The sequence below is a fragment of the Bradyrhizobium sp. SZCCHNS1022 genome (assembly GCF_032484835.1).
In the GTDB taxonomy this organism is placed as follows: Bacteria; Pseudomonadota; Alphaproteobacteria; order Rhizobiales; family Xanthobacteraceae; genus Bradyrhizobium.
Map to the genome: position 1 here is coordinate 1,286,926 of NZ_JAUETT010000001.1, position 12,495 is coordinate 1,299,420.

Here is a 12,495-nt window from a genome sequence, read left to right on the forward strand (position 1 = left end):
CGATCGCTCGGCCTGCTAAACCGCGATCCCCGCAGCCTGCAGCGCAGCGAGATTTAGCGCGGCAAGGGCAGCAGCGCCGGCATCGTTCAGATGCGTTTGGTCTGTCTGCCGATATCCCGCGGCGACGGTCAGGCTGTCGCAATCCCCGCCAAGCCAAATTCCGGCCGGATGGTACACTGCTCCAGTCTGGGCGGCCTGAATCCCCGACGATGTGATGCCGCCACTCATCGTATTCTTCACCAGGAAGATCGGTCCGGCATATCCGGCGCCACGAACTAGTGCGATGAAATTGGCCTGCTGTATCGCATAGGCGGCTTGTGATGTGCCCTGTCCGCAATCGTTGCTGCCAATGTGGATGACGGCAGCAGTCGCGGTGAGCCCTCTGGACGACAGTCTTCGGAAGGTAGGCCCGATGCGCGTGAAAAGATCAGTTCCCCATTGCGTGATGGTGGTCCCGCTTAGCCCTGCGGAAACCAGAATCGTATTGTCGTATTTTCCTGTTCCCTGCACGGCATCGGCGAGCCGGCTGTAAGCGTTTCCTGGTCCATAAGGAGCGCCGTTGTAGGTGCAACCGAGCGGCGGATCGGTCAATGCATATGTTCCACCGTTTTGAATGCAGAAGTTCAAGACGTGAGAGTTGGCCGGGGTGTAAGCCGTCGGACAGATACTAGCGGAATGAGACTCGCCGAAAACAACGAGTACGCAATTGTTCTTTGTCAGATCGAGCGCTACAGCCGCTTTCGAATCGGTGTTGTAGTAGCTTGGAATTAGGCCGAGTCCTGGCGAATTCGTCACTAGAGTGAACGGATCGCTGGCCGATAATGTTGCTCTCATCAGCCCCAGATGCTCCCGTATAGCCGGAAGAAATCGCCCCCGTACCAAGTCTGGGTGTCGGATCCGGCGCCTGTCTCTGTTGCCGCCAATTTGTGGTAGCCGATCCCCGGCATACCTCGATATTTGTGGCTGTTGGATGCGAATCCGGCATTCGACGGACTGCAGATCGCGACACCGTCCGGCGTCGTTGTTGTGCTATCGAGAGCAATTGCGAACGTCACGTTTCTAATTGTCGCTGTGCTGTTTTGGATAGTGTTCTGCAATTCGGCTTCCGCCTGACCTCCTGATAGTCCGAAAATGAACTCGATCTGGTTGGCGGAGTTGCCGTTAGCTTGACGGATGGTCGCCGTGCTGTAGTTCCAGCTGGCAGTCGTTTCGATCCGGCGCGTCTCTCGCTGCGCTTGCGCATAGGCGTTCCAGACAAAGCGCTTCGCCAAACTATCCTCGGTCTGGCCATCAGCCGTGGTGCGGAACGACCCCAGATAGACCGCGCAGTTTGCTGCGATCGTGGAAGTGTTGCCTGCGCTGTTTCCCCACCGCAGCGTGATCGGATTTGCGTTGACCCATACTCCCGTGTTGCCAAGCACTTGAACTTCTGTTGTGCCGGCTCCGGTTCCTCGTGCGTTGTCCGAAGCCCATGCAGGGCCTGTGCCGATGCGTATCGTGCCGCCGTCATTGACCTTGAAGACGTCGAAGTTTTTCCCGGCCTGGTGATAGCCAGTGTGTGTGCTTGTCGCGTCGAGATTTATCGACAATTCGCCTGAGACATTTGGAATGATGTTCGTGCCATCGGAAAACGGTGCCTGTCCCGCGATATAAAAGATCGTCGGTACCGCGGTCTGATCGCTGATCGTAATCGCCACACCGCTCGCTGGCGTTAGGCGGCCTTGGGGCAGCCAAATTGCACCGAGTTGGTTGCCGCTTCCGAGGCAGATCGTGAGCACCCGCCAGACGCCATCGCCGAGCGGCAGCACCCAGCAGGAATCACCCGGCGAAAACGTGTAGGGCTGTGCGCCCGGCATCAGCAGCTTCAATGAGTGCGCGAACGTCGGAGTGCCCACAAAAATGAGAAGAATTGGCGGCCCCTTGGGGGACGCCGGTAGATTTCGCACGGTGCCGGTGCCTTCGACAGCATAGACGTCGCCAAGCGCGTGGATGGCGAGCTCCGGCGTCGACGCGAGGACGCCGCCGAAGCGATGCAGCGGCGCGGGATTTGAAGCTAAGGGATACGATGAGGGCTTGTTCGACATTCGAGATCACCAGTCTTTCCATGTCTACGGTTTCACGCTAACCGCGGCGCCGCGGCTGATCTCGCGAGGACCGCTCCCCGGGGGAGAAAGGAGCAGTCCTCGCCACGCGCCCGAAGCCGCGATCACATCTTCGGGCGAGAGCAACGCGCCTGCGCCAATTGGCGCAGGCGCACGCGGTACTTATCTCGCGGCCAGCGCAATGAAGGGCGACCGCGTCGCCGAGCCGTTGTAAGGCGTGATCGGCGACGCATAGGTGCCTTTGCCGTCGACGCGCCAGGTGAAACGGAACACGACCTCGTCATTATCGAAGCGAGCGTCGACCGATAGCGCCGTCTTCGCGCCGCCATCGAGCAGAATGTATTGAAGAGGATCGACCAGGGTGATGTCGCCGAGCGTGCCAAGTTGGGGAGCCTGTTCGATCACCATTACCGGCCGGCCCTTCAGAAGCGCATACGGATTGCCGCCGGTGCCTTGCGGCATGTAGAGCGCCTGACCAGACGCGCCGCCGATGTCCTCGAGCTGCGCCTCGGCATCTTCATTGACCAGCCATACCGCGCGCCGCCGGCACGGCACCGGCAGCCGGCTCCACATCTTCTTGCAGTTCTCCCCAACGATGGTCCCTGCGGCCTGCCCGTTCTCCTTAGAGACGGTGATCAGACAGTCCGAATTGAGGATTCCGAGCGGCGTGCCGGTCCCTTTACCGGACAGGATCGCCGCATCGAGCTTGAAGCCGCCTTCCATAGCGAAACCGCGGCTGATGACGCTGCCGAGTAAGGGCGCATCGTTGAGCAGCTCGCGCGATGTTCGTGTGAGAATGACGATCTTGCGGCCGGTGAAGTCGACCATTTTTGTGCGCGGAAACGAAGTCGGCACCGATCCGGACTCGCCCACCCAGTACGAATAGAAGCCGCCGGCGCGCGAACCGTCGGCCCGGCTGGTCTCATCAATTCCGGGGACCTTCGCCTCGGCGAACGGCGCCTGCGTCTCGCGACGATCGACCATGCGCGCCAGGACGCTCTCATCGAATATGGAGTAGATCAGATTTTCGGACCACTGCGGTCCGACCAGGAAGCCACCTGCGGCGGGATCGGCCTCACTTGCACCTGCACGGATCAGCGTCTTGCGAGCTGCAGCGTTGTCGATCGCGCTGGCGATGCGCTGGAGATACACGCCGAAGGCACGGTGGCCGCGGCTTGTCATGTCGGCCGTGGCGTCGAAGTTCTGGAGCGTGGGACCAGGAGCTGGTACGTGCTTGGAAGTGTGCGACATCGTTGCAGCTCTGTGAAGGACCGCGAGGTCCGTGCGTGGAAGCGAGGGGTGAAACGTCTTGGTGTCGAGCGCTCGCTCGCACCACTCGGCAAGCGGCGACGTATCGATGCCGATCGAGCGCGCGGTGGCGAGCGCCGTGGGCAGCGCCGGCACCGGGACCTGCGACACCTCGAGGAGATCGCACTTGACGAAGTCAATGCCTCCCGGGCGTGAATTATCGGTCGAGTATTTCCACTCGATCGGCTCCCAACTAATCGAGACGGCGTTCAGGAAGCCTTCGCGGGCCAGTTGATAGACCATGTCCGCGAACGGATGATCGGCGTATTCGACATCGCCGATCAGCTTGCCGCCGGCCTTTCGCAGATTGCGAACGCGTCCGATCGGCAATCCGGACGTGTCGTGCGCCCATTGGAAAACGGGATTTGCCGCGAAGTTCGCCGTGGCGATGCCGTCCGTGAAGATCCGGTGTCCGTCGCGGGCGACGCTCTCGTCCGACAACACGTAGCTGATGATTCGCGATTCCGTACTCGTGGCAATGATCGGTGCGCCCATGAAATCGCGCTGGAAAGTCTGGCTTCGAAGACTGCGTCCGCGCATATTACAGCCCCCTGACCGCCGGCAGATTGGCGCGCAGCTCCTGCAACCGCGCAGGCACTGTCGATTGATCCGGCTCGAGCCGCATCGCGCGCGCCTGCTCCTGCGCATCGCGGATAGCTGACTTGCGGGCTTCGACCGAGGCTGCGTTGTTGACCGTGCGATCCTCGCGACGGCCGGTGATCATGTTGGTCACTTCTGACGATCTGTGAAAGGCGAACGCGCGGAGCGCCTTATCCCATTCGTTGTCCATCTCGGCGAGAAAGATCGCGATCTCGGGACTGGCCGTCGAGATGAGCTGGGCCTCGACCTCCTGCAACTCGGCCGTGTGCTTGTGGCTGGCGCGGCTCAGATCGTTCTGCGCGTTCTGTGCGCGGTCGCAGGCTTCGCGCCATGCGCGTTCAGCGGCGTGCGCGGCCTTGATCGCGGCCTCGCGTTCGGCCCGCAGCTTCGGAAAGAGCTTGCCAGCGGCGGCATCGAGTTCGGCGAGCTTCTTCGCGGCAGTAGCTCGGAACGTCGTGACCGCAGCGTCGCGCTCGGCCGCCGCTTTGCGGACCATCTCGGAACCGCGCAAGACGTCGAGGATGCCCCGATCGTCAGCTGGTGCAGCGCCGGAGAATCTTGGAACGATGTTCATCGTGATTGGCCTCTTGCGAGCTTTTCAATCTCTCGCCAGCAATCGAGCATCGGGACCTGGTTGCAAAAAGAGGGTGTTTGAAGCCGCGAGGTTCTCCCGCTCGATCAATCACTTGCGCCGCTAATAATCTTACGAAGGTGATCTGGACTCTCGGGAATCACTCCATCCCCGGCGTCGGCAGCGTCGAAGATTTCAAACGCCAGTCGCTTTTCGGAGTTATCCATGCCGAGCAGTGAGCGGTTCTGCCATGCCCGCCGATGCCGACGCAGCGTGGCTCTTATTGTGTCGATCTTCTTTGCAGTGCAGCCGGTAGTCCGCTCGCCGAGCGCGCGAATCGCGCGATCGCGTCGCTCGCGAGCCAGAATGACAAACCACGGCTTGCGGCCTTCCGAGCATTTCAGCCCGAATGCCTCTTCGAGCGAGAGCATTCCGCCGGCGCGGGCATAGCACTCGAAACAACGCCCGATCTCTTCCAGCACATCGGGCGGCACGCCTTCCTCCTGGCTGCATAGACGGCGCATATGGTCGAGGGTCAGCGGCAACAGGGAACTTCCGCGAAGAGATCCGGAGTAGTCGGTGCCAGCCGCGCGTCGACAACACATTGCCGGCTGCAGAAGATGTTCGCCCGTACCTTGCCGGCACGGGCCGCCGCGCTCGGACTGCGTGCTTGGAACGGCTTGCCGCAATGGACGCAGATTCGCGCATTGCGCTCAAGGGCGCGTGCGCTCCGCGTCGCCGCGGCCAGCCGATGCTGCAGGATCTGGCCGCAGGTAATGCCGCAGCAACGCGTGCGCGCATTCGTGGTGGTGAAGGGGTTGGCGCAAATCTCGCACACCTTGCCGAGAAGTTTGCGATACCGCTTGCTTTCCGGGACCGGCGGATTTCGTCCCGCGCATCGGCCGTCGGCGCGGTATCCGACATGCTGCGCGGCCTGCCGGGCTTTGCGGCAGGCCTGCGAGCAGAAGCGAGGATAGCGCCCGCGCGGTGGCTTCACGGCAGCAAAGCCGCCACCGCAGGTGATACAATTGAGCTGGAGAATCGGGCGCTGCATCGTCTGCCTTTTTCTGGGCACAGAGACGATCAGCCGATTCGGCCGCGGTCGCTATTTGTCGATTGTCGTAATTTGTCGAAGATCAGCGCTTCAGCTCGACCACCTTCGCAGCAGCCTGACCGGACAGTCCGTCTTCGATCCGCTTTGCGACCTGGTCCGTGAGCGCCCGGATCGGATCGTCGGCGCGGTTGACATACCGCCCGGTCGTCTTGAGGTCGCCATGCCGCAGGAGGTCGCGCACGAGAAAGGCATTCGCTGCAGCCTGGCCGGCATAAGTGCCGACTGTATGCCGGAGGTCATGAAGCCTCACGTCGTCAAGCTTCGCGACCGAGCGCAATCGCTGCCACGCTTGCTCGAGAGCAGCCTTGGACAACGGGCGTTCCGGGTCGTCTCGCGACGGCAGCACCCAACGTGGGGCGGATGCATCGTCGTTTGGCGGCGCCAGTTCCTGAAGGATGCGCCGCGCCGGCGCGCTGATGACGACCAGCTGTGGCTTGCCGGCCTTTGTCTCGCGCAACCTAATGACGTTGCTTTCGGCTAGGTCGACGCGCGACCATTCGAGATTGAGCACCTCGGAAAGACGGCAACCTGTGTATAGCAACAGCTCTATCGCCGCCGTGGTGACGCGCGGATAGACGGCGCGTTGGTTCTCCGGCTTGGCGTGGTGCTTCGATGGCTTCAGCTTGTCCGACCAGGGTAGACCTTCACTGACCGCAAGCCGCAGCACCTCGCCGAGACGGATGAGCTCGGCACCGCTGAGAAAGCGCTCGCGCTCGACCTCGTGATAACGTTCGATGCCGCGGGTTGGGTTCGATCCATGAGGCCGATCTTGCCAGGTCTCAGCGAGCGCGAATGCTTTCGAGCATGCCGCCAGGGCCAAGTTCGCCTGGCGTGGCGTATCACTCATCTTCCGATGCATGGCCTCGACGTCGCTGATCGTCACGGCTGCCACTTTGTAGGTGCCGAGCGCCGGCCGGATGTGCTTTTCGACCAAGCGCCGCACCTCGGCCGCCGTCGTCGCCCGGTTTCGTTTGTCGACGTGTTCGGCCAGGTAGCGATCGAGCAGCTCGCTGACGGTCGGTGCCTCAAGAAAGGCGCGCTTCTCGGCGACTGGATCGCGGCCATCGCGAGCCTTGGCAAGGATCTTGCGGGCGCGGTCGCGACGCCTCGTCGACCGTGAAGACGCCATAAGGGCCGATGGTCATCCGGCGCGACCGGCGCTCGGCATTGCGATACTGGACTAGGAACGAGACCGCACCGCCCTTTGTGACGCGCACGCCAAAGCCCGGCACCTGATCGTCGAACACAACCTGATCTGTCGCGGCCGGCTTCAGGCCGTCTATGAGTTTCTTCGTCAGTTTCGGCATGGCTCGCGCTGGCGGATTGGACGACCTGTGGACGACCTTGGACGATTCCGAGTCCGGACCTAAGCCGTTGCAATCACTTTGCTCTGTACGGCTTGGACGGCCTGGACGGCTTTTCGCCCTTACTGTCTACGTCGTGTGGCCTTCTGCGAGCCGGTGCGGCTTGCGCCGCGTAAACACTGCGTAAGCAGTAGAGATGGAAACGAGGGGGATACTACCGCAACCGGTCGCAAATGTAAGATACTGAAATTATGTTGTTTCCGTAGTTCATCGCAATCAGTCGCAAGCTATGGAAAACGCATTAATCAGACTACGAATCTGAGGGTCGGACGTTCGAATCGTTCCGGGCGCGCCAAATTTCCACCATCCAGAACAAAACTCCGAACAATCCGGGTCTGATGTCTATACTCCCGCATCAGCATGTCGATCCTGCCCGTTCGCGTGCGCTCGCGCCGCTCAACCCCCCGGTCGCGATCGGTCATCACCCTCACATATGAACCCCACGTCTACGGCGAGAATCGCCTGCCGATCGCGTCCGGCACGCCGGCCGCGGAACCCTGCTGACGGCTGACGCTTCATCCCGCCTTGTCGCTGAACGCGGCAGGAAGCGTGGCGAGGAACGACATGACGCGCTGCGTGCGCAGGGGCGGGCGGCGGTCGGTGGTGCGCAGCATCCACAGGGACTCCGCCGGCGCGCGCCAGGGCGCAAGCACTTCGACGAGCCGGCCGGTGCGCAGGCCCTCGCGGACAAGCCACGCCGGCCCCCAGCCGACGCCGAATCCATCCGCGATCAAGGCGAGCGAAGCGTGCGCGTCGTCGCAAATGTGCTTGGGCTTGGGCGCGACGCGAACAGGTCCTTTGCCGCGCGGGTCGGCGAAGCGCCAGCTCAGGATCTGGCCGCTCGCGGGATTGCGGAAGCCGACGTGTTCATGCGCGGAAAGCTCGTATGGAGTCGCCGGCGCGCCGCGCGCGTTCAGATAGGCGGGCGAGGCGCAAGCGATCCAGGAGAACGTGCAAAGCCGCCGTGCCTGATGGCCGGGCGCTCGGCCGAGGGGACCCGAGCGGATCGCGACGTCGACGCCTTCCGCAGCGAGATCGAGAATCTCGTTGCGGAATTTGACCTCGATCTCGATTTCCGGCCGTTCCCGCAGGAACGCCGGCAGTCGCGGCAGGATGCAGGCGCGCGCAAACGAGGCGGGAGCGGTCACGCACACCCGTCCGCCATCGCGCGCGACTTCGCCGAGCGCGGATTGGACGCGGGCGAGACTTTCGGCCAGCGCGCGTCCCACCACCATCAGCCGGTCGCCCTCTTCGGTCAGCGCGAGCGAATGGGTGGAGCGATGCAAAAGCCGCATCCCGCGCGCCTGTTCGAAGCGGGCAACCGCCTTGGACATCGCCGAGGTGGTCGTCCCCGCCCGCCGCGCGGCTTCAGCGAAGGAGCCCGCCTCGACGACGCGGACGAAGGCGAGGAGACGCGAGAGATCAGAAGGCAAGGCCGTTGTGGACATCTAGTCCACATAATCATGACGGCGCGGCCGCTACAAGAGTCGTTCCTTTGGGGCCAAATGGGGAGCATTGGCGCGCAATCTGCGCCGCCAGAAACCACGGGAAGTCCCATGAACCCCATCGAAATCACCCTGCAAGCCCTCGACGCCGCTGAGCGCGCGATTCCCCATGGCCAGCCGGTCTATATGCTCAACCTGCTTCGCTACCGTGCGTATGCGCTTTACGAGGACGGCTTCGACGCCGCGCCTTGCTCGGGCCGCGAAGCCCTCAATGAACGCTACAGGCCGGCATTCAGGCGCCTCGCGGCCGGCAAGCCGCTCGCGCGGATGTTTTCCGGGCCATTCCTGGCGAGCCTCGCCGGCCCGCTAGGCGAACGCTGGGACGAAGTGGCGATCAATGAATACGGCGATTTCGCCACCTTCCGCTCGATCGTCGACAGCGAGACTTACCGGCGCGAAGTCGCCCCGCATCGGCACGCGGCGCTCGAAGATTTCCGGCTGTTCGCGCTCGCCAAGACGATGTGAACGAGGCGGCGGCGGCTCCTGCTTTCGCCTTAGACTAATGAGCCAGCGAGTCGCATTACAGCCGCGCCTCGCTGGCGCAGTCCTGCGTTTGTGAGCTCGATCGTAAGTAATGGTGGCGACAGTTCAGTGCGGCGTCGTGGACGGCAATTTCGATAAGCTCGCGTCGGCGCCTGCACCACCTGGCCCCTGCACGCGGCGGACCGATTGGCTGCCGTTTTGCCCTTCGGCAGGCCGGGAACGTTCGCGCGTTACCATCGCTAAGGCAGGCGACGCTGGGCCTGCCATTACTGGTTATCGGACACCCATCCCAGCGAGGACCAATGGGTGCAGATCCCATGATTACAGGGGCGCGTTTTCCGTCTGGTTTGCTCCAATTCATGTAGTGATTTCAATAACATATAAGTTAGTAGTTTTGTTGTGACTGGCACGCCATTGTTTGTCTTAGCCATCATGGAGTTGCGCCATTGCCGCCGCGGTGGAGGTGCCAGTTCGCTCGGTCGAGCGCTAACCGCAGAACGGGGCGCGTCCCGGTTTCCGGATCACGGAATTGGAGATCAGCCCGGCTCGGAAAGTGTCGTGGCACTATCATAGCAACGCCCATGACATCTTCTCCAGGTGGATCACGCGCCATCCGCGCAGCGGAACAATGCCGTCTTTGCGCTTCCCGAAAACCTGGCTTACCGGACGATTTCAAATCGAACGGTCCGTCTTTCGATTCCGGGCCAGCGACGATTGAAGTCGCTGCGAGAGCCGAAGCCTGTCGAGACACGGATCGAAACCAGAACCGGAAGCGGGCTGATGTCGAACGGGTACGGATCGAATCGCAGCCCGCGCTCGCCGACCGGATGCACCTTGATCGTCACCCGCTCCGAGGCGCTCGACCGCGGCACGCGAAGAATATTCCAGGCATACTTCTGGAAGCCTTCGACCGGCTCGTCACTCATGCCCGGCATGAGGCTCGACGACAGATAGATCGCGATGGCATCGAGCACCTGAATGAGGCGTCCGTTATGGGCGACGTTGTCACTGTCGGCCCAGTGCGCCGTCTCGCTGCGTTCGCCGAGCCGGCCGAGCAGCCTCGCCTTGAGGCGCGACATCTCGCCGACGAACTCGGCGACGTCCGCGCGGTCGCGATCGGCCACGGGCGGCAGGTGCTTCCAGAACAGCGGGTGAATATCGTTCTCGTTCGGCGCATCGTCGAGGCGAGGCTTGTAGAGATTGAGGGCATGGTGGGCGATTAGCGCGCTCCCGAAAGGGTTGCTGCGCTCGAACCGCACCGCGCCGATGCGCCAGCGTCCGAACGCGTCCGGCAGATCCGTCATCACGTCGGTGAGGTCAACCGGCAGGTGCCCGACTGGGTCGAGCCGCGGTTCTGCCTCCCACTCCCACCATCCATTGTCATGGATGGCCACCGACCGGACCGCATTCAAGCGCAGCTTGGACTGGTCATCGTCTCCGAACGGGGCGCCCATCGCCATGAACTCGTGATTGCCCCAGTGCGCCGCCAGATATCCAGCCACTTCCATGTGGTCTGGATGCGTGACCATCCAGTACTCATCGCCCACCTGCGTCCTGAACATTTTGCCTATTCCTCCCTTGCCGTCCGATGCGGGCCGTCGGCCCGGCCGGAGCCGGTCGCTTCCCTGTTTTCCTGAGAGACCGCAGGCGGCTCTTCCAGGTAGGACACGTGCGCCGAGACGATCTTCCATCCGTCCTCAAGACGGACCCAAGTCTGTGTCTGTCGTCCGAGCGTCGGTCGTCCCGGCAGTCTGAACTCGACGTGGGCGACGCCGAGGTCCTGTCCGTAAGTGGTCACGAAGCGGCCGACGACCGTTCTTGGGCGTGGGCCGGACGGGCGGGCGGCGCGGAAGGCCGCGATCTCGCCCGCGCCGTGGAGATTTTCCTGCGGCCCGTAGCGAATGACATGTTCATTGGCCGCAAAAAGGTCGGCCAAGCGCGGAAGATCGTTCGACGTCAGGGCAATCTCGTAAGCGTCGACGGCGCGGCAAACGTCCTGAAACACTTCAGGAATGTCGACTGACGTCCGCGTTATCATTGCTTCGCCTCATCGAGGGGGACGGCGCACATGAGGGCGCTTCGCTGCCGGTTCATGCATGACGGTGTGCTCGTTTGATCAGAACCTCAGAGACCTTGCGCACCGCGAGCGAGACAATCTGGGCAAATTGACCCATCGGAATCGCATGGTTCGCCGACACGGAGGCGATGGCGCCGCCCTTGATCTCGCTCTTTGCACGTTCGCCCTGATCTCGTCGATCTTTCCAAAGCTATTCGATCCGATCCGGACCAAAAACCGGAGCTCAGCGAATTGTCTATTCGCTCGCAGCGAATAATGCTGCTATCACTCCCGTGAGACAGTGACCGAATGATTCATGTCCGAGCGCTGGGCAGGCCTGTAGGCCTATATGCGTGGCGAGATCGCTCGGCGATAGCGGCAAACTCTTCTGAGACGCTTCATGGATCGCCTCGACGCAATGCGATCTTTCCGCCGGGTGGTCGAACTCGGCAGCTTTGCCAAAGCCGCAGAGGACTTATGCCTTTCGCCGGCTGGCCTCAGCAAGCAGATCAAATTGTTGGAAGATCATCTTGGTGTCGTGCTGCTGCACAGGACCACGAGGACGATGAGCCTGTCCGAGACAGGTTCGAACTATTTCGCGGAGTGTTGCAGGATCCTCGACGAGGTTGATGAACTTGAGAGGAGCGTGTCCGACGATGCGGCGGAATTGATCGGCCGCCTGCGGGTGAACGCACCGCTCTCTTTCGGAATTACCGTTCTGTCGCCAATCCTGCCGAAGTTCGCCGCGGCTCATCCCAGGCTGGCGATGGATCTGACATTGGACGACAAGCTGCTCGATCCGATCAACGCCGGCTTCGATGTTTCCATACGCGTGCGGGTGGACCTGGCGGATTCATCGATGATCACGCGCAGGATCGCAGATGTGGACCAAATCATTTGCGCGGCTCCGGCCTATCTGCAGGTTCATGGAGAACCGGTCACGGTCGGAGACCTGCATGGACATGCCTGCCTATCCTATTCGCTGGCCGACCAGCCGGGCATCTGGAGGCTGAACGGCCCGAACGGGGTGGCGTCCGTCGCCATCGCGACGCGGCTGACCGCTAACAGCAGCATCATCCTGCGCGACATGCTTGTCGCCGGGCTCGGCATCGGTGCACTTCCGGAGTTCCTTGCGAATCCGCTCATCGAAAGCGGCGCTCTCGTCCGGTTGCTTGAGGATTATCGGTTTCCGGTGCGCCATGTATTCGCCCTTTACCCCACGGGCCGGCACCTGCAGCGCAAGGTCCGTGCTTTCATCGATTTTCTTGCCGAAGAATTGCAGGGCGATGCGTGAGCGATCGTTCGCAGATATGAATATTGCATCATAGCGCCACGGCGAAACGATAGTGCCTATTTTCATCGGACGTGGCGCGCCATTTGCTTGAGAAAACC

Annotated in this window: 12 protein-coding genes; 2 read left to right on the plus strand and 10 right to left on the minus strand. The window is 62.1% G+C overall.

The annotated features are described in order from the left end of the window. Positions 1 to 15: 15 nt before the first annotated feature. The 8 genes from QX071_RS05755 to QX071_RS05790 form a co-directional block, all read right to left on the minus strand. Positions 16 to 834 carry an SGNH/GDSL hydrolase family protein gene (locus tag QX071_RS05755; RefSeq protein WP_315701853.1) on the minus strand — a complete coding sequence of 273 codons (819 nt, stop codon included), beginning with the start codon at positions 832 to 834 and terminating at the stop codon, positions 16 to 18. Next, positions 834 to 2,084, minus strand: coding sequence for a hypothetical protein (locus QX071_RS05760; RefSeq protein WP_315701852.1), 1,251 nt, complete (start codon positions 2,082 to 2,084; stop codon positions 834 to 836). The genes QX071_RS05755 and QX071_RS05760 overlap by 1 nt, the downstream gene beginning before the upstream one ends. 180 nt (positions 2,085 to 2,264) lie before the next feature. Beyond that, the gene (locus QX071_RS05765; protein WP_315701851.1) at positions 2,265 to 3,950 is read right to left on the minus strand and encodes a phage major capsid protein; all 1,686 of its coding nucleotides are present in this window, start codon (positions 3,948 to 3,950) and stop codon (positions 2,265 to 2,267) included. Between the two features lies 1 nt (position 3,951). After that, on the minus strand, positions 3,952 to 4,584 hold the full coding sequence (locus QX071_RS05770; protein WP_315701850.1) for a hypothetical protein: 633 nt from the start codon (positions 4,582 to 4,584) through the stop codon (positions 3,952 to 3,954). 104 nt (positions 4,585 to 4,688) lie between these two features. Beyond that, entirely contained in the window at positions 4,689 to 5,126 is a 438-nt protein-coding gene (locus tag QX071_RS05775; protein WP_315701849.1) for a hypothetical protein, read from the minus strand. Between the two features lie 591 nt (positions 5,127 to 5,717). Next, entirely contained in the window at positions 5,718 to 6,824 is a 1,107-nt protein-coding gene (locus tag QX071_RS05780) for a tyrosine-type recombinase/integrase (RefSeq protein ID WP_315701848.1), read from the minus strand. Continuing rightward, positions 6,721 to 7,002, minus strand: coding sequence for an Arm DNA-binding domain-containing protein (locus QX071_RS05785; RefSeq protein WP_315701847.1), 282 nt, complete (start codon positions 7,000 to 7,002; stop codon positions 6,721 to 6,723). The genes QX071_RS05780 and QX071_RS05785 overlap by 104 nt, the downstream gene beginning before the upstream one ends. A gap of 572 nt (positions 7,003 to 7,574) precedes the next feature. Then, positions 7,575 to 8,507, minus strand: coding sequence for a LysR family transcriptional regulator (locus QX071_RS05790; RefSeq protein ID WP_315701846.1), 933 nt, complete (start codon positions 8,505 to 8,507; stop codon positions 7,575 to 7,577). A 15-nt stretch (positions 8,508 to 8,522) separates the two neighbouring features. Here QX071_RS05790 and QX071_RS05795 point away from each other — a divergent pair, with 15 nt between their 5' ends. Beyond that, positions 8,523 to 9,029: a hypothetical protein gene (locus tag QX071_RS05795; protein WP_315729472.1), complete on the plus strand. Its 507-nt coding sequence runs from the start codon at positions 8,523 to 8,525 to the stop codon at positions 9,027 to 9,029. Between the two features lie 677 nt (positions 9,030 to 9,706). Here the strand turns inward: QX071_RS05795 and QX071_RS05800 are convergent. Continuing rightward, positions 9,707 to 10,609, minus strand: coding sequence for a DUF3891 family protein (locus tag QX071_RS05800; RefSeq protein WP_315701844.1), 903 nt, complete (start codon positions 10,607 to 10,609; stop codon positions 9,707 to 9,709). 5 nt (positions 10,610 to 10,614) lie between these two features. Beyond that, the gene (hpxZ, locus tag QX071_RS05805; RefSeq protein WP_315701843.1) at positions 10,615 to 11,085 is read right to left on the minus strand and encodes an oxalurate catabolism protein HpxZ; all 471 of its coding nucleotides are present in this window, start codon (positions 11,083 to 11,085) and stop codon (positions 10,615 to 10,617) included. 418 nt (positions 11,086 to 11,503) lie between these two features. Here hpxZ and QX071_RS05810 point away from each other — a divergent pair, with 418 nt between their 5' ends. Beyond that, the gene (locus QX071_RS05810) at positions 11,504 to 12,397 is read left to right on the plus strand and encodes a LysR family transcriptional regulator (protein ID WP_315701842.1); all 894 of its coding nucleotides are present in this window, start codon (positions 11,504 to 11,506) and stop codon (positions 12,395 to 12,397) included. Positions 12,398 to 12,495 lie beyond the last annotated feature (98 nt).

What these genes read in the sequence shown, in the direction of transcription:
- QX071_RS05755 (WP_315701853.1), bottom strand. Translation starts at nt 834, where the DNA reads ATGAGAGCAACATTATCGGCCAGCGATCCGTTCACTCTAGTGACGAAT.
- QX071_RS05760 (WP_315701852.1), bottom strand. Translation starts at nt 2,084, where the DNA reads ATGTCGAACAAGCCCTCATCGTATCCCTTAGCTTCAAATCCCGCGCCG.
- QX071_RS05765 (WP_315701851.1), bottom strand. Translation starts at nt 3,950, where the DNA reads ATGCGCGGACGCAGTCTTCGAAGCCAGACTTTCCAGCGCGATTTCATG.
- QX071_RS05770 (WP_315701850.1), bottom strand. Translation starts at nt 4,584, where the DNA reads ATGAACATCGTTCCAAGATTCTCCGGCGCTGCACCAGCTGACGATCGG.
- QX071_RS05780 (WP_315701848.1), bottom strand. Translation starts at nt 6,824, where the DNA reads ATGGCGTCTTCACGGTCGACGAGGCGTCGCGACCGCGCCCGCAAGATC.
- QX071_RS05785 (WP_315701847.1), bottom strand. Translation starts at nt 7,002, where the DNA reads ATGCCGAAACTGACGAAGAAACTCATAGACGGCCTGAAGCCGGCCGCG.
- QX071_RS05790 (WP_315701846.1), bottom strand. Translation starts at nt 8,507, where the DNA reads ATGTCCACAACGGCCTTGCCTTCTGATCTCTCGCGTCTCCTCGCCTTC.
- QX071_RS05795 (WP_315729472.1), top strand. Translation starts at nt 8,523, where the DNA reads ATGACGGCGCGGCCGCTACAAGAGTCGTTCCTTTGGGGCCAAATGGGG.
- QX071_RS05800 (WP_315701844.1), bottom strand. Translation starts at nt 10,609, where the DNA reads ATGTTCAGGACGCAGGTGGGCGATGAGTACTGGATGGTCACGCATCCA.
- hpxZ (WP_315701843.1), bottom strand. Translation starts at nt 11,085, where the DNA reads ATGATAACGCGGACGTCAGTCGACATTCCTGAAGTGTTTCAGGACGTT.
- QX071_RS05810 (WP_315701842.1), top strand. Translation starts at nt 11,504, where the DNA reads ATGGATCGCCTCGACGCAATGCGATCTTTCCGCCGGGTGGTCGAACTC.